Raw genomic sequence first — 21,115 nt, 5'->3', positions numbered from 1 at the left:
TATTCGTTTTGGTCTAAAGGAGCGTTGAGATGACGGTGTCGCGTCGGGCGGTTCTTCTTGGGGGGGTGGGTCTTGCGCTCCTCCCCACTTTTACTGCCCAAGCTGCCGATATTTCCAAGGAAGCCAAGGAACTTATCGAAACCCTTGGCGTCCAGGCCATCGCCACGATCAATGATGACACGCTGGGCGATACTGAGCGTCGGGAAAAATTCACCAAACTACTGGTGGATGGTTTCGATATTCCCGCCATTGCCCGGTTTTGCCTGGGCCGCTACTGGCGGGCCGCGTCCGATGAGCAGAAGGCGGCTTACCAGGCGACATTCCAGCAAATGATCGTCTCGGTTTATGCCTCGCGCTTCCGTGAATATCGCGGCGTTAAGTTCACGGTTACCAACAGCCGGAACGAAGGCGACGATCACGCGATTGTCACAAGTTCCCTGCAACAGCCCAGTTCCAGCCAAGCGGCGAAGGTTGAATGGCGGGTCTTACGTCCACAGGGGCGCGCCAAAGTGGTTGACGTGATCGTCGAAGGTGTCAGCATGTCGTTGACGCAGCAGCAGGATTTTGCGGCGGCGATGCAAAGCAACGGTGGCGACCTCGATAAGTTCATTGCGGAACTGAAGAAGCGCGCCGTGACCTAAACCCTTATGAGGGGTTGGTAGAAGGAGAGCGGGATGCTGACCTGGATTGCGTGTGGCGGCGTCGCCCTTCTCACCCTCATCAGTCTCTTTTACCCAACGCGCGCCTGGATGCGGTTAGCCTTCGGCGCGCTTGGCCTACTGGGCGCAGGCTATGGCGCTTGGATGCAGGATGGTGGACTGGTGACCGCCTTCTTGCTGCTGATCGCCATCCAGATTGCCGCCACCTTCTCCCTCGCCCGGCTGGTTGAAAGCGCCCGCCAGTCTGGCGAGACCGATGTGTCGCTCGATTGGCTGATGTCCTCGATGACGCCGCAACAGTTCCGCGCGGGGGAAACCCTGTTCCGTGCCGGGGACCGGTCGGATGCGATGTTCGTGGTCAAATCGGGCACGATCAAGCTAGTGGAGTTCAATGCGACCCTGGGGCCGGGGCAAATGTTGGGGGAAATTGGTATTTTCTCCCCCGCTGGTAAGCGCACCGCCTCAGCCGTCTGCGAAACCGATGTCGAGCTTCTGCATCTGTCGGCGGCGCGCGTCTTCGAACTATTTTCCCAGCAGCCCGATTTCGGCTTTCAATTGATGCAGTTGATCATCCGCCGGATGAACGAGCGGGTGCAGGCCCATATGGCCGAACAGCGCGAGATTGAGCGGCGCGCCGAAATCGAAAAACAGCATACCCGCCTCGCGCTGGCCGATACGTTCGAAGTGTCCGTGCAGCGAGTGCTTTCCGGGGTGACCAATTCGGTCGGGCAGATGCAGTTCTGCGCGCAAGCCATGTCCAGCGCATCGGAACAAACCCGCGAACGGAGCCAGCTTGTTTCGGCGGCCCTGAGTTCAGCACGCAGTTCGACGAGCCAGATGGCCCAGGCTGCCGAAGGGCTAAGCCAGGCGATTGCGGGCATTCATCGCCACGTCGAAAACTCGGCCGATATCGCCCGCCGCGCCTCTGACCAAGCGCAATCGGCGAATACCACCATCGAAAGTCTTAACCAAGCCGCCGCCCGCATCGGCGATGTAGTGGCGCTGATTACTGAGATCGCCGAGCAAACCAACCTGCTAGCGCTGAATGCCACCATCGAAGCGGCGCGGGCGGGCGAAGCGGGCAAAGGCTTTGCAGTCGTCGCAACCGAGGTGAAGAACCTCGCCGATCAAACCGCCAAAGCAACCGAAGAAATTACCGCCCAGATCGAAAATATGCAGTCGGCGACCGGGGCCGCCGTGTCGGAAATTCAGTCGATCAGTTCGACCATTTCCAATATTAATGAAATCACGACGACTATTGTTTCCGCCATCCAGGAACAACGGGGCGCGTCGGCAAAAATTTCGCAGAATGTTACCCAGGCCAGCGCCGATGCCGACGAGGTTGCCCGGCATATTGCCCAGATCAATAATTCGGTGGGCGAATCAAGTCAGGTGGCGGCGCAGGTGCTGCTCACCGCCTCCGACCTTGTGCGCGATTCGGATACGCTGAGGTCGGAAGTCAATGGCTTCTCCAGCCAAGTGCGGACAAGTTAGGCCGCTTTTTCCGGGGCGGCATGGTCGATCCAGACCAGCAACGCTTCAACCGTCGTCTCGCCGAGGCTGACCAGCGTGCGGGCCTCTTCGGTCAAGCCCGCAGCCTTACCCGTCTTCGCGTGGGCCACAACCCGTTCTGCCGCCGATGCCAACGGTATCAGTCCGAAGTTGGCCGCCGTCCCATAGAGATCATAGGCTTGGCGTAGCGTTTCATCGGTCGCCCGCCCCCGGGTGGTGCGAATGGCGCGGGTACAGCTCTGGACGACCGAGATAACGTCGGCGATCAAACTGCGCAAATCGCGTGGCGGCAGAATATCCCGCAACTCGGTCAGCCGATTGACATCCAGCAGACCGCGCCGCCCGAGCAGGAATTGGGTTGGCCTATCCATCGTTCCCATCCGCATTCTGTCCCCCATGCGCTCCATCCATAATGCGCTAACGTGTCACACGGCCTTTCGGATGCACTTTCGACTCTTCTCTAGTCGATATATTCATAACATCTGTCTTACCAAAATTGTAAGACATTGGCTAGAGGCAATTCAAAACACACGGAAAATTGCCAGTGCACTTGTCACAGCCTGCCGTAACACAGAGCGCGCCCCGCGAAAATTTGGCTTCGGCCTGGACAGAGACCGGGCCGGGCGCTAGGACTAATGCATCTCAACGGGGTGCCCTTCGCGGGGCTGAGAGGCTTTCGCCAACCCGCCGAACCTGATCCAGATGATACTGGCGGAGGGATTGAGTGACGGCCACGCGCCGCTCCTCCCCCGACCGCTGGGGAGAGAGACATGAACCTTCTGCTGCGCTCGCTATTCGCTGCTTCCCTTCTCGCCCTGCCCGCCGCCGCGCAAAAGCCGGAAGTGACCGTCTATACCTATTCCGGCTTTGCCTCCAAATGGGGTCCGGGGCCAAAGTTGAAGGCGGCTTTTGAGGAAAACTGCGGCTGCACACTCACTTTCGTTGGGGTTGATGACGGGGTGGCCCTCCTCACCCGCCTGCGGCTCGAAGGCACGGCGACCAAGGCGGATGTCGTCGTCGGTCTCGATCAGAATTTGACGGTGGAGGCTGCCGCGACCGGCCTGTTTGCGCCGCATGGGATCGATACCAATTCCCTCGCCCTGCCCGTCGCCTGGGATGATGCGACCTTCGTGCCGTTCGATTACGGCGCGTTCGCCGTGGTCTATGATACCAAGGCGCTGCCGACGCCGCCGAAAAGCCTGAAAGAATTGGTGGAGGGCGACCCGAAGCAGAAGATCGTCATCCAAGACCCGCGCACCTCCACCCCCGGTCTCGGCCTACTGCTCTGGGTGAAAGCCGTCTATGGCGATGCGGCGCCCGAGGCGTGGAGCAAACTGCGTGGCCGCATTCTAACCACGACGAAAAGCTGGGGCGACGCCTATAGTCTGTTCACCAAGGGCGAGGCGCCGATGGTCCTCTCCTACACCACCTCGCCCGCCTATCACCTGATCGAAGAAAAGACTGACCGGTATGCGGCGGCGATCTTCAGCGAAGGCCATTACCCACAGATCGAAGTCGCCGCCGCGACCAAGACCAGCAAACAGGCAGCGCTTTCAAAGCAGTTCCTGGCCTTCCTCTTGAGCGATAAAGCCCAGGGCATTTTGCCGACGACGAACTGGATGTACCCGGTCACCGCTAGCGCGCCGCAGCCCGACGCCTTCAAGACCCTGCCGAAGCCCGAAAAGACCTTGCTGTTGCCCGCCGATCAGGTCGCCAAAAACCGTAAGGCCTGGACCGACGAATGGCTGAAGGCGCTGGCCCAGTAAGCTACCCGCGCCATGCTTGCGCTCGTCTGCGCAACCCTCGTGCTGGCGGCCTTGATCGCCGGTATCGGCCCGGTACTATTCCTCGGGATGACGGGGGAGCGGGGCTTTGCCGAAAGCCTCGCCACCGTTCTCCACGATGCCTATCTGCACCGGGTGCTTCTGTTTACGCTTGGGCAGGCGGCGCTCTCGACGCTGCTCTCGCTGCTGGGGGCCGTGCCGGTGGCGCGGGCACTGGCGCGCCGACCCGCCTTTCCGGGACGGGGGCTGATCGTGCAGATGCTGGGGGTTCCGCTGCTGCTGCCGGCGCTTGTGGGCGTGCTGGCCCTGGTGGCGCTCTATGGCCGCACGGGCTGGGTCGCCTCGGCGGTCGCGACATTGGGGGGCGAGATGCCACCGATCTACGGCCTCGGCGGGATTCTCCTGGCCCATGTGTTTTTCAATCTGCCACTCGCCGTGCGTATCCTCCTGCGCCCGCTGGAGGCCGTGCCGGGGGAAAGCTGGCGGCTGGCGGCGCAGCTCGGGTTTTCGCCGGCGCAGGTGTTCCGCTGGATCGATTGGCCGGTGCTGCGCCGCAGCCTGCCTAGCGTTGCCGCGCTGATTTTCCTTCTGTGTAGCGGCAGTTTTACCATCGTTCTCGCCCTCGGCGGCGGGCCGCGCGCCACGACGCTGGAAGTGGCCCTCTATGAAGCCTTGCGGCTCGACTTCGACCCCAGCCGGGCGGCTATTCTAGCGCTCCTGCAAACTCTGCTGTGCATCGGCGTTGGTGGCCTGCTGGTGCGCCTGACCCCGCCCGCCGTGCCGCTGAGCCTGGGGCCGGGGCGGAATGGGGCGCGGCCCGATCGTCACCTCTGGCGCACGCGGATTCTCGATAGCTTCTGGCTTGGCGGGGCATTGCTCTTCATCGGCGGGCCGCTGCTCGGCCTGATCCACGGCGGGCTACGCGGTCCGATCCTGGCGGTACTGTGGGAGGCTGATCTTTGGACGGCAGCGCTAAATTCCCTCCGCCTCACTGCCCTGGCAGCCCCCCTTGCTGTCCTCGGTGCGCTTGGGCTTTTGCTGGGGGCGCGGCGCCTGCCTACCCGGCTGCGCAGGTTGGTGGCGGGGCTGGGGACGCTACCGCTGGCCCTGCCACCCATCGTCATCGGCACAGGCTGGTTCATTCTGTTCCGCCCCCTAGTCTTGGCGCCCTGGGTTGCGGTTGCACTGACGATTGCTTTGGCGACGCTGATGGCCCTCCCCTATACGCTACGCGCCCTAACGCCCGCCGTGGCAGAGGCCGCCGCCCGCCACGACCGGCTCTGCGCCGCGCTGGGCTTACGCGGCTGGCAGCGCTTTCGCCTAGTCGATTTTCCCGTTTTGCGCCGGGCCTTGGTGACTGCGCTGGCCTTGGCCGCAGCCCTATCTTTGGGGGATTTTGGCGCCGTGGCCCTGTTCGGGGCGAGCGATACCGCCGCCCTGCCGCTGCTGCTGTTCAGCCGGATGGGCAGTTATCGGTTTGACGAAGCCGCTGTGATTGCGCTGTTCTTGCTACTGCTCGGTTTTGTTGTCTTTTGGGGCATTGAAAAAGGATTGGGCCGTGACCGCCGCGCTTGAGGTGCAAGACCTGCGCTTCACCTACGAAACCATGAAAATGCGCTTCGATCTGCGGATCGACGCGGGGGATTTTGTCGCCCTGATCGGCCCCAGTGGCGCTGGGAAATCGACCTTGCTGAACCTGATCGCCGGGTTTGAAACGCCGGAGAGCGGGAGCATCCGCCTGCTCGGCACGCCGGTCAATGGGCTGCCCCCGGCCCGGAGGCCCGTTACCAGCGTCTTCCAAGAGAATAACCTCTTTGACCATCTCGACTGCGGCACCAACGTCCGCCTGGGCTTGCTGCCCGGCAAAACCAGCGGGACCGCGGCCGAAGCGGTTGCAGCAACCGCCCTCGGGCAAGTCGGGTTGGCGGGGTTCGACAAACGCCCGGCCCGCGACCTGTCGGGCGGGCAGCGCCAGCGCGTCGCCCTGGCCCGGGCGCTGGTCCGCGCCCCAACCTGCCCGATCCTTTTGCTGGACGAACCTTTCGCTGCCCTCGGCCCCGCCCAACGGCGGGAGATGCTCGGCTTGATCGACGGGCTACGCCGGGCGCACGGGCTGACGGTGCTGCTGGTCAGCCATCACCCCGATGAGGCCCGACAAGCGGCCCGCCTCTCCGCCTATCTGGAAGCCGGGCAGATTCGGGCGTTCGAGGCAACGGAGAGTCTGCTCGCCCGTACCGATCTGCCAGGGTTGACTGCCTATCTGGGCGAAAGTTGATTATTTCGCCGGAACGACGCCGGTTTCCGGGACGATGCGGGTTGCCGCCTCCAAAATCTTCCCCAGCGCCTCGATCCGCCGATGCACTGCGTCGCCCAGCACCACCGAACCGTCGGTCGGCAGCGAGAGCGTCAGGAGATCGGCATCGACGCTTAGGGAAACGTGGTCCAACACCCCCGGCGCCCCGCCAGACAGAAGATACCCAAGCCGTAGCGCAACACCGACCGCGCTGGCGACCCGCAGTTCCTGCGGCGTAAGCAGTTGCGCCGGAATCGTATCCGGCAGGGCATCGCGGCTGGCGCCGTAGCGCAGGGCAATTGCGGCTGCCAGAAAAGCCCGGCCCGCGTGGTCGATGCCGGTCAATTGCGCCTGCAACACCCGGCGATAGGCAAGGGCAACGCGGTAATCGGGATGTTCCGTCCAAGCGATATCTGACAGGCGGCAGGCCGCTTCGGTCAGGCGCAGCAGCCGGGCATCGTCCTTCGGCAGCAGCGGGGCGACAAAACGCAGCAGTTCGGTATGGGCTAGGGCAAAGCGGCTATCACCGACCAGAGTTTCGCAGCTTGCCATCAGCGGGTCGGTGCCGCGCACTGCAGGATGCAGCCGGTCATAGAGCGCGCCTTCGCGCAGCCCCGCCGCCGAAAAAATGATATTGGCCGGTTTTGCCAGCGCGAATAATTGTTCGTAGATCAGCGCGGCCCAGGGCAGCGTATCGGCCCGGCGGCGCGATACATCGGGACGGCGGCGGATCGTATCGCGGTCCATCCGGTGAATGCGCTGGAAAAAACTAGCCGCCGTTGCCGCCGGAACGCTGTAATGGTGGATGATATGCAGCGGATAATGCCGCTGCTCCATCATCATCCGCGCCAGCGTGCGCCAAGCACCACCCACGGCATAGAAATCGCGCCCCTCCAAGCGGGGCAGCCACTCGACGCCCTGCAGAGCTTTCTTGATCAGCCCCGCCCCACGCCGCACGGAATTTTCCGCCGCATCCATCATGCGCAAAGGGCCGATGGGAAGGGAGATACGATCCCCCAGCGTGCCGCGCGACACATCGATCAGCTCAAGGCTGCCGCCGCCGAGATCGCCAACGACGCCCTCGGCCTCTGGGATCGCCGACAGGACGCCAAGGGCCGATAGGCGCGCCTCTTCATCCCCTGGGATTACCGTCACCGGCAGGCCCATCACCCGCTCCGCCTCCGCAACGAAACTCGGGCCATCCTCCGCATCGCGGGTTGCCGCCGTCGCGTAAATCAGCGTCTCGCAGACGTTCATCGCCTGGGTCAGCGCCTTGAAGCGCCCGAGGTTGGCAATGGCGCTGCGGCGGCCTTCCGGGTTCAGCCGCCCGGTGGCGGTAATGCCCCGCCCCAGGCCACACATCACCTTCTCGTTAAACAACGTCAGCGGCGCCCGCGAGCTATCGCGGTAAACGACCAAACGGCAGGAGTTTGACCCGATATCGATAATGGCGATGCGTTTTGAGGTAGGCATCTAGCGCGACACTCAGTCCTTCGGCTTCTGGCGGGCGCGCGGTTGCGTCGCCCGGCGTTGGCCCGATCCGCGCCCGGATAGGCTAGGATTGGTCATAAAGAAGGTATGGGCCGAGAATCCATCCAAAGATTCCGGCGGACGGACATAGCTGCCATCCGGCTGCAAGAACCAGGTTTGGGCTTGATCTTTCAGATTGGCCGCCATGATCTGATCGAGGATTTGCTGATGCACGGTCGGCGTTTCGATCGGCACCAGGGTTTCAACCCGCCAATCGAGATTACGCGGCATCCAATCCGCCGACGAGATGAAGACTTTGGCGTAGCGCGACGGCAGCTCGTGCCCATTGCCAAAGCAAACAACGCGGCTATGCTCCAAGAACCGCCCGACGATAGAGCGAACGCGGATATTCTCCGACAGGCCCGGCACGCCAGGGCGTAGGCAGCAGATACCCCGGATCACCAACTCCACCTTCACCCCGGCATCGCTGGCGCGGTACAGCGCATCAATGATCTCGGGATCGACCAGGGCATTCATCTTCGCCCAAATCGCGGCTGGGCGGCCTGCATGGGCGCAATCGATTTCGTGCTGAATATACTTCAATAGCGCCGGGCGAATGGTCAGCGGCGCGATGGCGATCTTTTCCAGCCGGTCGGGATTGGCATAGCCGGTCATGAAATTGAAAACGCGCGTCGCATCGCGGCAGAGCACCGGATCGCAGGTAAAGAACGAGAGGTCTGTGTAAACCTTCGCCGTGATCGGGTGATAGTTGCCCGTGCCAAAATGCACGTAGGAGCGCAACTCGCCGCCTTCGCGGCGCACGACCAACGATACTTTGGCGTGGGTTTTGAGGTCGATGAACCCATAGACCACCTGCGCGCCCGCACGCTCCAGATCGCGTGCCCAGCGGATATTGGCTTCTTCGTCGAAGCGGGCCTTCAGTTCCACCAGCGCCGTGACGGACTTGCCCGCTTCCGCCGCTTCCACCAGGGCGCGGACGATGGGGCTATTGTCCGACGTGCGATAGAGCGTCTGTTTAATCGCAATCACCGCCGGATCGCGCGCCGCTTGCAGCAAGAACTGCACCACCACGTCAAAACTCTCATACGGATGATGGACAACGATATCCTTTTGGCGGATCGCGGCAAAACAGTCGCCGCCGAAATCGCGGATGCGCTCCGGGAAGCGGGCGTGATACGGCGGGAACAGCAGATCGGGCCGTTCATCGACAATCATCTGCTTCACATCGGCCAGCCCGACGATGGCAGAGGTATCGAAAACATCTGCATGGGCGACGGCGAGCTGTTCGATGACGAAAGCGCGCAAATCTTCCGGCATTCCCGCATTGACGACCAGCCGGATCACCGAGCCGCGACGGCGGCGCTTCAGGGCCGATTCGAACAGGCGAACGAGATCTTCCGCCTCCTCGTCGATTTCCATTTCGCTGTCGCGGTTGATGCGGAACAGGCCCTTCGCCAGAATCTCGAAGCCGGGGAACAGCCGGTCGAGGAACAGGCCGATCAAATCTTCGACCGCCAGGAACCGAATCCCGCCGCTGGTCGGCATTTGAATGAAGCGACGAATCTGCGCCGGTTGTGGCAGCAGCGCGCGCATCACCTTGCCATCGGTTGGGCGGACCATCTGAATGACCATCGCCGAACCGCGATTCGGGATGAACGGGAACGGGTGCGCCGGATCAATCGCCATCGGCGTCATGACGGCGAAAATCTGCTCGTCGAAATAAGCCGAAGCCCAAGCCCGTTCTTCGGCGGTTAGCGCATCCGGGTCGGCCAGGGTGATCCCAGCGGCCGCCATTTCGTCGCGCAAGGTCTGCCACGTGGCTTCCTGCGTATCGGTCAAGGCGCGCACGGCTTCGCGAAGATCGGCAAGCTGCTGGGCGGGGGTCAGCCCATCCTGGCTAACGCCGGAAACCCCTGCCGCGACCTGCCCCTCCAGCCCGGCAACGCGGACCATGAAGAATTCGTCGAGGTTCGCTTCGGAAATCGACAGAAAGCGCAACCGTTCCAGCAGCGGCTGACGGACATTCGCCGCCTCCTCCAGCACCCGCCGATTGAACGCCAGCCACGACAGTTCACGGTTGATAAACCGCTGCGGCGACGCTTTGCCAATGGTCGGCAGAATCTCGGTCGGCGTCGGGGCGGTTTCGGGAAGGGCCGTGGTCATGGCAATCCTCTTGTCGTCGCAGGGCTTTATTGGCGCTATAGCACACTCATGGCATTCAGAGCATGACAGAGTGATGACGGTCGGCCCAAGCAATGCCGCTAAAGCAAGCCATCCGAACCATCGGGATCGTTCAGCACCCGGCGCGCGAGAGCGATAGTAATCGGTTTTTGGACGGCCAGGGCGGCTGCGTTCAGGTCGCGGGCCAGGGCGGCAACGGCGGCAAAGCTCCGCCCGACGCGCGGCAGCAGGTAGGCGATAACCCCAGGATCGACGGCGGCACCCTGATCGGCTAGGTGCTTTACCAGCAGCGCTGATAGCAGCGCATCATCGGGCGGGCCAATGTCCACATGGGGCAGGGCCGCCAACCGCGATGCTAAATCCGGCAGACGCACGGGCCAACGGGCGGTGGGCAGTCGCGAAACAATCAGCGCCTGTCCGCGCCGTTCGCGCAGCAGGTTGAGAAAATGGAACCAGGCTTCTTCCGCCGCCGCGTCCGGTAGGGGATCGTTTCCCAAATCGACCAGCAGTCGCGCCCCTGGGGGCACGAGGGCATCGCTATCGACCAGCAACCCAGGCCGCGCGGGAGTGGCACCGCTGCGCCCCGCCCAAACGGCGGCCAAGTGGGACTTCCCCGCCCCCTCTGGCCCCGAGAGCGACAGCGCCGGGGCGGGCCAGTCGGGCCAGCGGTCGATCCAGGCGACCGCTAATTCATTGCAGGGCGCCACCAGAAAATCTTCCGCCGAAACCGCCGGGCGGAACTGAAGCGCCAGCGGCAATTGCTTCATGAACGCCCCAAGCGGTTCGGATCATAAAGACTGGAGGCGAGGTAACGTCCAACGCCGAAGCGCGCCAAGACCCCGATTACCGCCATCACCGGCACGGCCAGCAGCACGCCGAGGAAACCGAATAGGCTGCCCCCCGCCAGTAACGCAAAAATGATCCACACCGGATGCAGACGCACCCGGTCGCCGACCAACCACGGCTGCAAGACATAGCCTTCCAAAATTTGCCCGACACCAAACACCCCGGCGACGATCAGGATCGGCACCCAACTGTCGAATTGCAGCAAGGCAAGCCCCAGCGAGGTTACCCCCCCGACGAAAACGCCGACAAAGGGGATGAAGGACAAAAGCCCCGCCAGCAGGCCGACGATAATGCCAAAGTCCAACCCCGCCCCGCGCAGGCCGATGGCATAGAACATGCCCAAGGAGAGACACAGCAAGGCCTGCCCGCGCGCAAAGCCGGACAGAATGGCGTCAATCTCCCGTGCCTGTCCCCGGATCGTATCCGCCGCCGCGAGCGGTAGCCAGGAATCGACGCGGGCAACGATTTTATCCCAGTCGCGCAGCAGGTAGAAGGCGACCACCGGCGTCACGAAAACCAGCGATAGGATATTCACCACCGCCAAACCGCCGACCAGCAGATTGCCAACGAACTGGGCGACATAGGACAGGGCTTTGCCCGCATCGGCCCCGGCGGCGGCGCGCAGATCGAGCAAATCGGCGTCCGATACGCCAAACTCCCGCTGGGCATCGACCAGAAAATGATTGGCCCGTTCTTGCACGGTGGCCAGGAGGGTCGGTAAGCGCTGCGCAAGCTCCACGGCCTGCACCTGGATGATCGGCACGAACAGCAGCAGCACCAAAAAGCACAGCAGAAAAAAGGCAATGATGGTCAATAGGCTACCGACCGCCCGGCCAACCCGCCGCCGCTCCAGCCAATCCACCACCGGATCGAGGAAATAGGCGATCCCCGCCCCCGCGACGAACGGTAATAGCACGGCGGTAATTTGCCAGACGATGAGTCCCGCCAGAACGGCGAAACCGATGATCCAGCGCCAATCGCGCACGCTCATAGCCGTCCTTTCGCGCCTTGAATGAGCCGGTGCCAGCGCCCGGCATAGAAAAACCCGCTGAGCACCGTGGTTGCGATCATCGCAACCTCCAGCAACAGCGTCAAACGGTCGGCTGCGGCGGCGGAAACCATGCGTGCCAACCATCCCGCTTCTAGCGATAAAATCCACGCAACGACAAAGACTTGCAAGAAGGTATTCACCTTTGAAATCAAAATCGGTTGAATATCGAAGGGCCAGCGCCGCCACCGGCACCAAAGATAGCCCCCCAAAATCATCCCATCGCGCAGCAAAACCGCCAGCGTTACCGCCCAAATCAGCAAGCCTTGCGCCGATAGGGCCCAATAGACGCTGACCAGCAACAGCTTATCCGCCAGGGGATCAAGATAAGTGCCCAGCACCGATTGCACCCGCGCGAGCCGGGCGATGGCGCCGTCAAGCGCATCGGACACGCCAGCGACGATGAATAGCCAGAGGCTAAGATCATAGTCGCCGCGTACCAAGGCAAGCACCGTCACCGGCACCAGCAGAATGCGGGCGCAGGAGATAAGGTTCGGGACAGGCCGAAGCCAGCGCCGCAGTGGCGGCATCGCCTGCTCCGGTTAGGGTGCCTTCGCGGGCGTTGGCGCGGCGGCCCCGCCGGTAAAGCGCAGCACGTAACCATCGGCATCTTGCGACAGTTTCAACTCGCGCTGCGCCAGATTCTTGGTCGCTTGATCGGCGGCCACGGTCAGCGGCAGGTCGATCATCGCCTCTGTCGGGGAAAGCGCCTTCAACTGCGCCGCCCGGACGCCCGGAACGGCTTCGAGGCGCTTCTTGACCTCGATCCAATCGGTCAGGCTGCGCACGGGCACCTTCACGGCAAGGGTTTCAGATACCGTCCCAGTATCGCCCGATGCTACACTCGCCGCCGCCTGCGCCGCCTTATCCTTACGCCACTGCGCCTCAAGCTCCCCGGTCATACGGGTAATGATGCGGTCGAAATAGGCCTCGCGGTTTTCGCCGACATTTTGCACGAAACGCTCGTTGAAGATTGCTTGGCCGGACCGGCGCAGCGTTAAGCTGCCGCCGTCTGCCGCCACAACGAATTCCGCAACCAGCCCGTCGAAACTATCGTAACGCCGCAGCAGTGGGTCGAGCTTCAGCGGCGTTGCGTCATAGGCGTTGGTCGGATCCACCACGGCGGCATCGGCTTCGTCACCGCGCGGCAGGACGAGCGGCACCAGACCGGTTTTCAGCGGACGGCCCGACAGCGCTTGCCGCCAGGGGTTCGCTGGTTCCCACAGCATCGCCTTATCGCCTTCGCGGAACAGCGGCAGCAACACCATCGGCTTCGGGGCGCCGCGCACTTCCTCAATCCCCGCCTGCTTCATCAGATTGCGGACCGAAGCCGGGCGAAAGCGGTAAGTGAGCGTGCCGAGGTAGCGCACGGGGGAGCTGGTTTCCCGTTCAACCTCGAAGCCTTCCAGCAGCGGGGCGATATCTTTATCGGTCAGGCTGAGCAGCCGTGCGGTATCGCCGCCAACGGCAATGCGTTCGATCAGTTTGCGCCAAGCCCGCACCTGCCCTTCGGCGATCCCACTATCGCGCGCCTGGGTGGCATTCGCCGCCGTTTTGTCGATGACGATGCCCGACACGCTGTAGCTTTCATCGACAGCAAAAGCCGCCCCCGCGCCGACCAACAGCGCCGAAACCAGAAGACCCGAAGCGAAACGGCGAGCGCGCATCCGTGAAGTTCCTCATATCCTGGCGAAATCCGCCCTATAGCGCTTCCTTTTAGCCCAGGGCAGGACCGGAAGTCACCCGCTGAGATGCGCCCGCCCCACATTGCATTCGCCGCCCGATCCGCTATTGTCCGAGCCAATTGGTCGGGTACCTGCCGTGGGGCGGGAAACCCTCGTCTTTCGGGCGATAGAGGTGCGCTATTTCTAACGAACGGACCTACCGGCACGCCGGTGTTGATATCGATGCGGGCAATGCCCTGGTGGAAGCGATTAAGCCGTTGGCAAAGGCAACCGCCCGGCGCGGCGCCGATGCCTCCCTGGGCGGTTTCGGCGCTTTGTTCGACCTCAAGGCCGCCGGGTTTACCGATCCGCTACTGGTCGCCACCACCGATGGTGTTGGGACCAAGCTGAAGCTGGCGATCGACACCAACTATCACGAAACGGTCGGCATCGATCTCGTCGCCATGTGCGTCAACGATCTGGTCGTCCAGGGCGCCGAACCGCTGCTGTTCCTCGATTATTATGCCACCGGCAAGCTCGATGTAGCCGCCGGGCGCGCCATCGTTGCCGGGATCGCCGAAGGGTGCCGCCAAGCGGGCTGTGCATTGATTGGCGGCGAGACGGCGGAAATGCCGGGCCTATATTCCGATGGCGATTACGATCTGGCCGGGTTTTCGGTCGGCGCGGTCGAGCGCAGTAAGGTGATCACCGGGCGCGAGGTTGCGGCGGGCGATGTGGTGCTGGGCCTGCAATCGAGCGGCGTACATTCGAACGGCTTCTCGCTGGTCCGCCGCATTCTGGCCGAAGACGGCGTGGCGCTGGACGCCGACGCGCCCTTCGCCCCCGGCACCAGTGTTGGGAAAGCGCTGCTGACGCCGACGCGCATTTATGTGAAGTCGCTGCTGGCGGCGATGCAGGCGGTAACAGTCAAAGCGATGGCCCATATCACCGGCGGTGGGTTGACGGAGAACATTCCCCGCGTCCTGCCGGACGGTCTCGGCGTTTCGCTGGACGGGAACGCCTGGAAATCCCCCGCCGTTATGGGCTGGCTGTTCAGCCGGGGCGTGGCCGTGGCCGAAATGGCGCGCGTGTTCAACTGCGGCCTCGGTATGGTTGTGGTCGTGGCGGAGACGGATGCGGAGGCTGCCCTCGCCGCTTTGACTGCCGCCGGAGAGACGGCTTTCCGCGTTGGTCGCGTCGAAGCCGCCACGGGCGCGGAACGGGTTCACGTTCAATCGCTTGAGGCCGCATGGCGCGCGTAAAGCTCGGCTGCCTAATCTCGGGGCGCGGCTCTAACCTGCAAGCCTTGATCGACGCCTGCGCCGATCCGACCTTTCCGGCAGAAATCGCCCTGGTTCTGTCCAACAAGCCCGGGGTGATGGGGCTGGAGCGCGCCGTAAAGGCGGGCATCCCGACCCAGGTGATCAGCCATAAGGATTTCGATGGCCGCCCGGCCTTCGATGCCGCCCTAGACCAAACCCTGCGCGCGGCGGGGGTGGAGATCGTTTGCCTCGCGGGGTTCATGCGCCTGCTGACGCCGGAGTTTGTGACGAGCTGGGGGGATAAGATCCTCAACATCCACCCCTCCCTACTGCCCGCGTTCAAGGGGCTGGATACGCATCAGCGGGCGATTGACAGCGGTGCGCGGTTTGCGGGTTGCACGGTCCATATCGTCCGCCCGGCGATGGACGAAGGCCCGATCCTGGTACAGGCCGCTGTGCCGATCCTTGACGGCGATACGGAAGACAGCCTCGCCGCCCGCATCCTGACCGCCGAGCATAAGGCCTACCCAGAAGCGGTGCGGCTGCTCGCCTCGGGCAAGGTGACGGTCGAGGGGCTGCGCTGCCGCATCGATGCCCCGACCGATGAAACCATCCACTTCAACCCGCCGATCCGCTGACGGAAGAGACCGATGGAAAAAATCCCGCTGACTGCTGCCGGTCCCAGCCTCTCGCGCCTCGTCTGGGGCACGTGGCGGTTGCTTGATCAGCCGGAAATCAGGGAGCCGAAGGCCCTCGCCGCGCATATCGACCTCTGCTTGCATCTAGGCATCACCTCCTTTGATCTTGCCGACCTGTACGGCGGTTTTGGGGTGGAGGAAGCGTTTGGGCGCGGCTTGCAGGCCTGGGCAGGGGACCGGTCGGCGATCCAGCTTGTCTCCAAATGTGGCATCCGCCCGGTTACACCCGCGCGGCCCGATAACTACGTGAAGCATTACGACACGACGCGCGATCATATTCTGCGCTCCGTGACCAACAGCCTGCGGGCGCTGCATACCGAGTATCTCGACCTACTGCTGATCCATCGGCCGGACCCGCTGATGGATGCCGATGAAACCGCCGAAGCGTTGCAGGAAGTGATGGCCAAGGGCTGGGTGCGCCATGTCGGCGTGTCGAACCACTCCCCGCGCCAAGTCGCCCTACTGCAATCGCGCCTGCTGGTGCCCCTTGCGACCAATCAGGTCGAATATTCCGTGCTGCGGACCGACGCGCTGGACGATGGCACCTTCGATCAGATGCAAGAACTGCGGCGCGCACCGATGCTCTGGTCGCCGCTCGGGGGCGGTGATCTCTTCAGCAATCCCGCGCACGAGGTGCTGCGGCAGGTGTTGGCACGCGTGGGCAAAGACTATGACCATGCCGATATCGGCACGACGGCGCTGGCCTGGGCGCTCACCCAGCCGTCGCGTCCGGTCGCCGTGGTCGGCACCGGTCAGGGCAGCCGCCTTGCCAACTATCGCGCCGCCCTGAATGGATTGGACCGCCAGGATTGGTTCGCCATCTTGGAAGCCGCACGCGGGCGCCCGGTTGCCTGAGGCACGTTTTTTCGGTATTTACGAGATCGATAACCCTTAGGAGGAAACCGAATGGCTAATTTCAGCGACATGGAAAAGCGGCATCAGGCGTTTTTCAACTCGGTCATGAAGGCGATGACTTGGGGCGGCGCTGCGGTCATCGCCCTGGTTGCCGTGATGGCCCTGACGCTGATCCGTCACCACTAAGCCATCCGCTTCTGACCCAGAAAGCCCCGGCACCGTCCGGGGCTTTTTTTAAATCAATCATCATATTTTAATATGATTGACGATTCTCTGAAAACGGGCGTTTCTGATAGCAGGCGCCACCTTTTTGGAGAGTATCCTGCAATGAATATCGCCTTAACGCTGCGAAACGCCACCCCGGTAGACCCGAATAATCTCAATCAAAGCGACCAGATTTGGACCTATTCCGCTAGCGTCATCGATAATCTGAACGATGCGCCGGTCACTCAACAAGTGACGCTAGCCGCAGGTGGCAGTGAAGTCATACCGCTGACTGTCGATGATATTTTTCAAACGAATCTTACAATAACCTGCGCCATTCCCGACACAGGGGGAACAACCACAAATATCCATGAAATGGTTCTGACAATCCACCAGAACCCCACCACATTGGGGGTGGTTCAGCCACTTGATCCAATCTTCACGGTGCTGTTGAGCGGTGCAGACGCTCTGACCGTTTCTGCTACCCTGGAATAAAAAATGGCGCGGATTTGTCCGCGCCATTTCCCCAGCGCCAAAGACGCCGTATGCCTGAGGCTTAGCCGACGATTTCGGTACCGGCGAAGAAATAGGCGATTTCGATCGCAGCATTTTCCGGCGAATCCGAGCCGTGAACCGAGTTAGCTTCGATCGATTCGGCGAATTCGCGACGGATGGTGCCCGGTTCGGCCTTCGACGGATCGGTCGCGCCCATGATTTCGCGGTTGCGGGTCACGGCGTTTTCGCCCTCCAGAACCTGCAGCACGACCGGGCCGGAGATCATGAAGGACACGAGTTCGCCGAAGAACGGGCGGGCCTTATGCACTTCGTAGAACTTTTCGGCCTGGGCCTGCGACAGCCACGCGCGCTTCTGGGCGACGATGCGCAGACCGGCTTCTTCGAAGCGGGCGTTGATCTTGCCGGTCAGGTTGCGACGGGTAGCATCGGGCTTCAGGATCGAGAGGGTACGTTCGAGCGCCATGTCGGCTTAACTCCGCTTGGTGTGTGACGGATAAGGGCGGTCCGCGACCTGCGGCCCGCCCTTTCCGGTCGTCAATAGCGTGCGCGTTATAACCGCGTCACAGGGCTTGAAGCAAGAAGCTTCGCTACACCGAGAAATACTTCGCTTGCGGGTGTAGCACGACAATGGCGGAGGTTGACTGTTCGGGATGAAGCTGATCTTCGTCCGACAGATCGACGCCGATCTGCTGACCGTTCAGAAGTTTCATCAGAAGATGCTGATCGGCAAGATTAGGACAGGCCGGATAGCCAAAGGAATAGCGGCTGCCGCGATACCCTTGTTTCAACATTTTTTCCATATCGCGGTCATCTTCCGCTGCAAAGCCAAGCTCGCCCCGGATGCGCTTATGGACATATTCGGCCATCGCTTCGGCCATCTCCACACCAAGGCCGTGGAGGTAGAGGTAATCCTGATAACGGTTCTCGGCAAACCACGCCCGGGCCGTATCCGCCACCTTCTGCCCCATCGTCACCACTTGCAGTCCGATCACGTCGCGCTGCGGATCGTGAATGTCGCGGAAGAAATCGGCGATGCAGAGGCCCTGGTCGCCCGCCTGGCGCGGCAGCGTAAAGCGCCCGGCTTCGGTCACCCCGTCTTCCTCGAACAGCACGACGTCATTGCCGTCGCCCGCGCATTTCCAATAGCCGTAAACAGCCTGGGGCTGAAGAATCTCCTCGGCCGCGCAAAGATCCAGCATGCGCTTTAAGATTGGTTTCACTTCCTGCGCCGCCCAGGCTTTGAACTCGTCCAAGCTCTTCCCCATCTTGCGGAAGCCCCATTGGAACTGGAACAGCATGGTTTCGTTCAGGTAAGGCACCAGGGTTGCCGCCGGCACCCGCGCCAGCACGCGCGGCCCCCAGAACGGCGGCACGGGCGGCGTTACATCGCGGTTTAATTCTTGGCGGCGCAGGCGGATTTCCTCGGCATCCACCGGGCGGCGTTCGGCATTGGCGGCCTGGCCCAGAATGCGCTTGGTATTCGTCGGGCGGTTGGCACGCTTTTCCTGAGTTTCCGCGACGTGGCTTTCAAAACTACCGCCAACCACCTTATCCATCAGCGCCAGCCCATCGAAGGCGTCGCGGGCATAGGCGACGCCCTTGCCGCCGTAAGCGGTGACGCAATCTTCCTCGACGAATTTCCGCGTGAGCGCGGCCCCGCCGAGCAGCACCGGCGTCTCCAACCCCTCGCGGCGCAATTCTTCGAGATTATCCTTCATGATGACCGTGGATTTCACCAACAGGCCCGACATGCCAATCGCGTCGGCCTTATGCTCCTTGGTCGCCTGAATGATGGTCGCGATGGGCTGCTTAATCCCGAGGTTGACCACCCGATAGCCATTGTTGGTCAGAATGATATCGACGAGATTCTTGCCGATGTCGTGCACATCGCCCTTCACGGTTGCCAGGACGATGGTGCCCTTTTCCTGCCCTTCGATCTTTTCCATAAAGGGTTCGAGGTAGGCGACGGCGGTTTTCATGGTTTCAGCCGATTGCAGCACGAAGGGAAGCTGCATCTTGCCCGCGCCGAACAACTCGCCGACCACCTTCATGCCGTCGAGCAGGAAGATGTTGATAATATCGAGCGGTGGATGCGCCTTCATCGCCTCGGCCAGATCCTCTTCCAGCCCCAGGCGGTCGCCGTCGATGATCCGGTCTTTCAGGCGCTCTTCCACCGTTTCAGCGCGCTTCTTCGCCACTTTGGCCGCCGATTGCCGCCCTTCAAAAAGGGCAATAAAGGCCTGCAGCGGGTCATAGCCCTCGCGGCGGCGGTCGAAGATCAGGTCTTCGGCGACCCTCACCTCTTCTTCGGGGATCTTATGCAGCGGCGTGATCTTAGAAAGATGCACAATCGCCCCCGTCATCCCACGCCGCACGGCATGGTCAAGAAAGACCGAGTTCAATACGTGCCGCGCAGCGGGATTAAGCCCGAAGGAGATATTGGACAGCCCTAGGACGATCTGGCACTCGGGCATTTCCGTCGCGATCCGCTCAATGGCGTCCAGCGTCCAGAGGCCTAGCTTACGGTCGTCCTCGTTCCCCGTGCAGATGGTGAAGGTCAACGGGTCGAACATCAGGTCCGACGCGGGTAACCCATAGCGGTTGACGGCGAAATCATAGAGGCGGCGGGCGATCTCGAGCTTCCGCTCTACATCCTTCGCCATGCCCTCTTCGTCGATCGTCAGCGCCACTACGGCAGCTCCGAAGCGCTTGGCCAGTTCCATGCGTTTTTCCGCCGGACCCTCGCCGTCTTCGAAGTTGATGGAGTTGAGGATCGCCTTGCCACCATAGAGCTTCAGCGCCGCTTCCAGCACCGGCAGTTCGGTCGAATCGATCACCAACGGCGCATTCACCGACCCGCGCATGCGGCTGACGGCCTGGGTCATATCCTCCACCTCGTTCCGCCCAACAAAGGCGGTGCAAAGGTCGAGGGTGTGGGAGCCTTCCTTTACCTGTTCGCGCGCCATCGCGACGCAACCATCCCAATCGCCCGCTTCCTGAAGCTCGCGGAACTTCTTGGAACCATTGGCATTGCAGCGTTCGCCGATGGACAGATAGGCGTTTTCCTGGCGCAGCGGCACGGCTGAATAAAGCGAGGCGACCGACGGCACCCACTGCGGCACCCGCGCTTTCGGCACCGGGCGACCGATGGAGTTACCCGTTTGCGGATCGAGCCGCCGCAGCATGCCATCGAGCGCGCGGATATGGTCGGGGCGCGTGCCGCAGCAGCCGCCGACCATATTAATGCCGTCCTCGCGGATGAAGCGTTCGAGCCACGTCGCGAGTTCCTGCGGGGACAGCGGGTAATGGGTCTTGCCGTCCACCAGCTCCGGCAGGCCCGCGTTGGGCTGGACGGAAATCAGGCCCGGCCAGTTTTCGCCCAGCCATTTCACATGCTCGGCCATTTCCTGCGGGCCGGTGGCGCAGTTAAGCCCCATAACATCCACATCGAGTGAATGAATGACCGTTGCCGCCGCCGCAATATCGGCGCCGACCAGCAGCGTGCCCGTGGTTTCGACCGTCACCTGCACCAGCAGCGGTACGGCGCGCGCCGCCTCTTTGCGGGCGCGTTTGGTGCCATTGACCGCCGCCTTGATCTGCAACGGGTCTTGGCAGGTCTCGATCAACACGCCATCCACACCACCGGCAATCAGCCCGGCGGCTTGAATGTGGAAACTATCCTCAAGGCTCTGATAATCGATATGCCCGAGGCTGGGCAGCCGCGTGCCAGGCCCGATAGAGCCGAGGATGAAGCGTTGGCGCCCATCGGCCTTAAATTGGTCGCGCGTATCGTTAGCGTGGCTAGCAGCGAGGCGGTTGATCTCGAAAGCTTCGTCTTGCAGACCGAATTCTGCCAGGGTCAGCGGCGACCCGCCGAAGCTGTTGGTTTGCACCACGTCCGACCCGGCACCATAGTAATTGCCGTGAATCTCGCGGACGATATCCGGGCGCGACTTGTTCAGAACCTCGGTGCAGTTCTCCTGCCCCAGGAAATCCCGCTCCAGATCGAGGTCCATCGCCTGCACCAGCGCCCCGGTGCCGCCATCGCAGAGCAAAACCCGTTGCTTGAGCGCGGTCAGAAAATCGGCCATGTCCTGGATCC

Annotated in this window: 19 protein-coding genes and 1 riboswitch; of the genes, 10 read left to right on the top strand and 9 right to left on the bottom strand. The window is 62.3% G+C overall.

The features are described 5' to 3' along the window. Positions 1-29 precede the first annotated feature (29 nt). Together CHR90_RS09315 and CHR90_RS19830 are read left to right on the top strand one after the other, a co-directional pair. Complete coding sequence (locus CHR90_RS09315) at positions 30-641, top strand: MlaC/ttg2D family ABC transporter substrate-binding protein (protein ID WP_094408738.1); 612 nt, start codon at positions 30-32, stop codon at positions 639-641. 33 nt (positions 642-674) lie between these two features. After that, positions 675-2,153, top strand: a complete 1,479-nt coding sequence (locus CHR90_RS19830) for a methyl-accepting chemotaxis protein (protein WP_094408737.1) — start codon at positions 675-677, stop codon at positions 2,151-2,153. Here the strand turns inward: CHR90_RS19830 and CHR90_RS09305 are convergent. Next, positions 2,150-2,542, bottom strand: coding sequence for a hypothetical protein (locus tag CHR90_RS09305; RefSeq protein ID WP_141210915.1), 393 nt, complete (start codon positions 2,540-2,542; stop codon positions 2,150-2,152). The genes CHR90_RS19830 and CHR90_RS09305 overlap by 4 nt on opposite strands. A gap of 265 nt (positions 2,543-2,807) precedes the next feature. After that, positions 2,808-2,908: riboswitch (TPP riboswitch) on the top strand. Between the two features lie 33 nt (positions 2,909-2,941). Here CHR90_RS09305 and thiB point away from each other — a divergent pair. The 3 genes from thiB to CHR90_RS19760 are packed head-to-tail and all read left to right on the top strand — an operon-like array spanning position 2,942 to position 6,230. Then, positions 2,942-3,937: a thiamine ABC transporter substrate binding subunit gene (thiB, locus tag CHR90_RS09300; protein ID WP_094408735.1), complete on the top strand. Its 996-nt coding sequence runs from the start codon at positions 2,942-2,944 to the stop codon at positions 3,935-3,937. Positions 3,938-3,949: 12 nt separating this feature from the next. Beyond that, positions 3,950-5,530 carry a thiamine/thiamine pyrophosphate ABC transporter permease gene (thiP, locus tag CHR90_RS09295; RefSeq protein ID WP_094408734.1) on the top strand — a complete coding sequence of 527 codons (1,581 nt, stop codon included), beginning with the start codon at positions 3,950-3,952 and terminating at the stop codon, positions 5,528-5,530. Then, entirely contained in the window at positions 5,514-6,230 is a 717-nt protein-coding gene (locus CHR90_RS19760) for a thiamine ABC transporter ATP-binding protein (RefSeq protein WP_212668661.1), read from the top strand. Before thiP ends, CHR90_RS19760 begins: the two co-directional genes overlap by 17 nt. Here CHR90_RS19760 and CHR90_RS09285 read toward each other — a convergent pair whose 3' ends face one another. The 6 genes from CHR90_RS09285 to CHR90_RS09260 all read right to left on the bottom strand — a co-directional run bounded on the left by CHR90_RS09285 (position 6,231) and on the right by CHR90_RS09260 (position 13,481). Next, positions 6,231-7,721 (bottom strand): Ppx/GppA family phosphatase, encoded by a 1,491-nt coding sequence (locus CHR90_RS09285; RefSeq protein ID WP_094408733.1) that lies wholly within the window; start codon positions 7,719-7,721, stop codon positions 6,231-6,233. A 12-nt stretch (positions 7,722-7,733) separates the two neighbouring features. Continuing rightward, positions 7,734-9,902: an RNA degradosome polyphosphate kinase gene (locus CHR90_RS09280; RefSeq protein WP_094408732.1), complete on the bottom strand. Its 2,169-nt coding sequence runs from the start codon at positions 9,900-9,902 to the stop codon at positions 7,734-7,736. Positions 9,903-10,000: 98 nt separating this feature from the next. Beyond that, positions 10,001-10,687 carry a P-loop NTPase family protein gene (locus CHR90_RS09275; protein WP_094408731.1) on the bottom strand — a complete coding sequence of 229 codons (687 nt, stop codon included), beginning with the start codon at positions 10,685-10,687 and terminating at the stop codon, positions 10,001-10,003. Next, complete coding sequence (locus CHR90_RS09270; RefSeq protein ID WP_094408730.1) at positions 10,684-11,757, bottom strand: AI-2E family transporter; 1,074 nt, start codon at positions 11,755-11,757, stop codon at positions 10,684-10,686. Before CHR90_RS09270 ends, CHR90_RS09275 begins: the two co-directional genes overlap by 4 nt. Further along, a complete protein-coding gene (locus tag CHR90_RS09265) occupies positions 11,754-12,344 on the bottom strand; it encodes a CDP-alcohol phosphatidyltransferase family protein (protein ID WP_094408729.1) in 591 nt (196 codons plus the stop codon). The genes CHR90_RS09270 and CHR90_RS09265 overlap by 4 nt, the downstream gene beginning before the upstream one ends. 12 nt (positions 12,345-12,356) lie before the next feature. Next, positions 12,357-13,481: a DUF2066 domain-containing protein gene (locus tag CHR90_RS09260; protein WP_094408728.1), complete on the bottom strand. Its 1,125-nt coding sequence runs from the start codon at positions 13,479-13,481 to the stop codon at positions 12,357-12,359. 197 nt (positions 13,482-13,678) lie between these two features. On the opposite strand from CHR90_RS09260, the gene purM reads away from it, so the two are divergent. The 5 genes from purM to CHR90_RS09235 all read left to right on the top strand — a co-directional run bounded on the left by purM (position 13,679) and on the right by CHR90_RS09235 (position 16,992). Continuing rightward, positions 13,679-14,740: a phosphoribosylformylglycinamidine cyclo-ligase gene (gene purM / locus CHR90_RS09255; RefSeq protein WP_094408727.1), complete on the top strand. Its 1,062-nt coding sequence runs from the start codon at positions 13,679-13,681 to the stop codon at positions 14,738-14,740. After that, complete coding sequence (purN, locus tag CHR90_RS09250) at positions 14,728-15,378, top strand: phosphoribosylglycinamide formyltransferase (protein WP_094408726.1); 651 nt, start codon at positions 14,728-14,730, stop codon at positions 15,376-15,378. Before purM ends, purN begins: the two co-directional genes overlap by 13 nt. 12 nt (positions 15,379-15,390) lie before the next feature. Beyond that, positions 15,391-16,293, top strand: a complete 903-nt coding sequence (locus CHR90_RS09245; RefSeq protein ID WP_094408725.1) for an aldo/keto reductase — start codon at positions 15,391-15,393, stop codon at positions 16,291-16,293. A gap of 51 nt (positions 16,294-16,344) precedes the next feature. Next, positions 16,345-16,479, top strand: coding sequence for an aa3-type cytochrome c oxidase subunit IV (locus CHR90_RS09240; protein WP_094408724.1), 135 nt, complete (start codon positions 16,345-16,347; stop codon positions 16,477-16,479). A 141-nt stretch (positions 16,480-16,620) separates the two neighbouring features. Beyond that, a complete protein-coding gene (locus CHR90_RS09235; protein WP_094408723.1) occupies positions 16,621-16,992 on the top strand; it encodes a hypothetical protein in 372 nt (123 codons plus the stop codon). A 61-nt stretch (positions 16,993-17,053) separates the two neighbouring features. Here the strand turns inward: CHR90_RS09235 and ndk are convergent, their stop codons facing one another. Then, positions 17,054-17,476 (bottom strand): nucleoside-diphosphate kinase, encoded by a 423-nt coding sequence (gene ndk, locus CHR90_RS09230; protein WP_094408722.1) that lies wholly within the window; start codon positions 17,474-17,476, stop codon positions 17,054-17,056. A gap of 124 nt (positions 17,477-17,600) precedes the next feature. Continuing rightward, positions 17,601-21,104 (bottom strand): methionine synthase, encoded by a 3,504-nt coding sequence (gene metH, locus CHR90_RS09225; RefSeq protein ID WP_094408721.1) that lies wholly within the window; start codon positions 21,102-21,104, stop codon positions 17,601-17,603. Positions 21,105-21,115: the final 11 nt, after the last annotated feature.

This window comes from Elstera cyanobacteriorum (genome assembly GCF_002251735.1).
Lineage (GTDB): Bacteria > Pseudomonadota > Alphaproteobacteria > Elsterales > Elsteraceae > Elstera > Elstera cyanobacteriorum.
Note: the sequence above shows the minus strand (reverse complement) of the source record. Positions and strands in the feature narration are given on the sequence as shown.

Bases quoted from the DNA above. Each gene is read 5' to 3' on its own strand.
- CHR90_RS09275 (WP_094408731.1), bottom strand. From the start codon at position 10,687: ATGAAGCAATTGCCGCTGGCGCTTCAGTTCCGCCCGGCGGTTTCGGCG.
- purN (WP_094408726.1), top strand. From the start codon at position 14,728: ATGGCGCGCGTAAAGCTCGGCTGCCTAATCTCGGGGCGCGGCTCTAAC.
- CHR90_RS09305 (WP_141210915.1), bottom strand. From the start codon at position 2,542: ATGGATAGGCCAACCCAATTCCTGCTCGGGCGGCGCGGTCTGCTGGAT.
- CHR90_RS19830 (WP_094408737.1), top strand. From the start codon at position 675: ATGCTGACCTGGATTGCGTGTGGCGGCGTCGCCCTTCTCACCCTCATC.
- CHR90_RS09280 (WP_094408732.1), bottom strand. From the start codon at position 9,902: ATGACCACGGCCCTTCCCGAAACCGCCCCGACGCCGACCGAGATTCTG.
- CHR90_RS09285 (WP_094408733.1), bottom strand. From the start codon at position 7,721: ATGCCTACCTCAAAACGCATCGCCATTATCGATATCGGGTCAAACTCC.
- thiP (WP_094408734.1), top strand. From the start codon at position 3,950: ATGCTTGCGCTCGTCTGCGCAACCCTCGTGCTGGCGGCCTTGATCGCC.
- CHR90_RS09265 (WP_094408729.1), bottom strand. From the start codon at position 12,344: ATGCCGCCACTGCGGCGCTGGCTTCGGCCTGTCCCGAACCTTATCTCC.
- CHR90_RS09245 (WP_094408725.1), top strand. From the start codon at position 15,391: ATGGAAAAAATCCCGCTGACTGCTGCCGGTCCCAGCCTCTCGCGCCTC.
- thiB (WP_094408735.1), top strand. From the start codon at position 2,942: ATGAACCTTCTGCTGCGCTCGCTATTCGCTGCTTCCCTTCTCGCCCTG.
- CHR90_RS09270 (WP_094408730.1), bottom strand. From the start codon at position 11,757: ATGAGCGTGCGCGATTGGCGCTGGATCATCGGTTTCGCCGTTCTGGCG.
- CHR90_RS09235 (WP_094408723.1), top strand. From the start codon at position 16,621: ATGAATATCGCCTTAACGCTGCGAAACGCCACCCCGGTAGACCCGAAT.
- CHR90_RS09315 (WP_094408738.1), top strand. From the start codon at position 30: ATGACGGTGTCGCGTCGGGCGGTTCTTCTTGGGGGGGTGGGTCTTGCG.
- metH (WP_094408721.1), bottom strand. From the start codon at position 21,104: ATGGCCGATTTTCTGACCGCGCTCAAGCAACGGGTTTTGCTCTGCGAT.
- ndk (WP_094408722.1), bottom strand. From the start codon at position 17,476: ATGGCGCTCGAACGTACCCTCTCGATCCTGAAGCCCGATGCTACCCGT.
- CHR90_RS09240 (WP_094408724.1), top strand. From the start codon at position 16,345: ATGGCTAATTTCAGCGACATGGAAAAGCGGCATCAGGCGTTTTTCAAC.
- CHR90_RS09260 (WP_094408728.1), bottom strand. From the start codon at position 13,481: ATGCGCGCTCGCCGTTTCGCTTCGGGTCTTCTGGTTTCGGCGCTGTTG.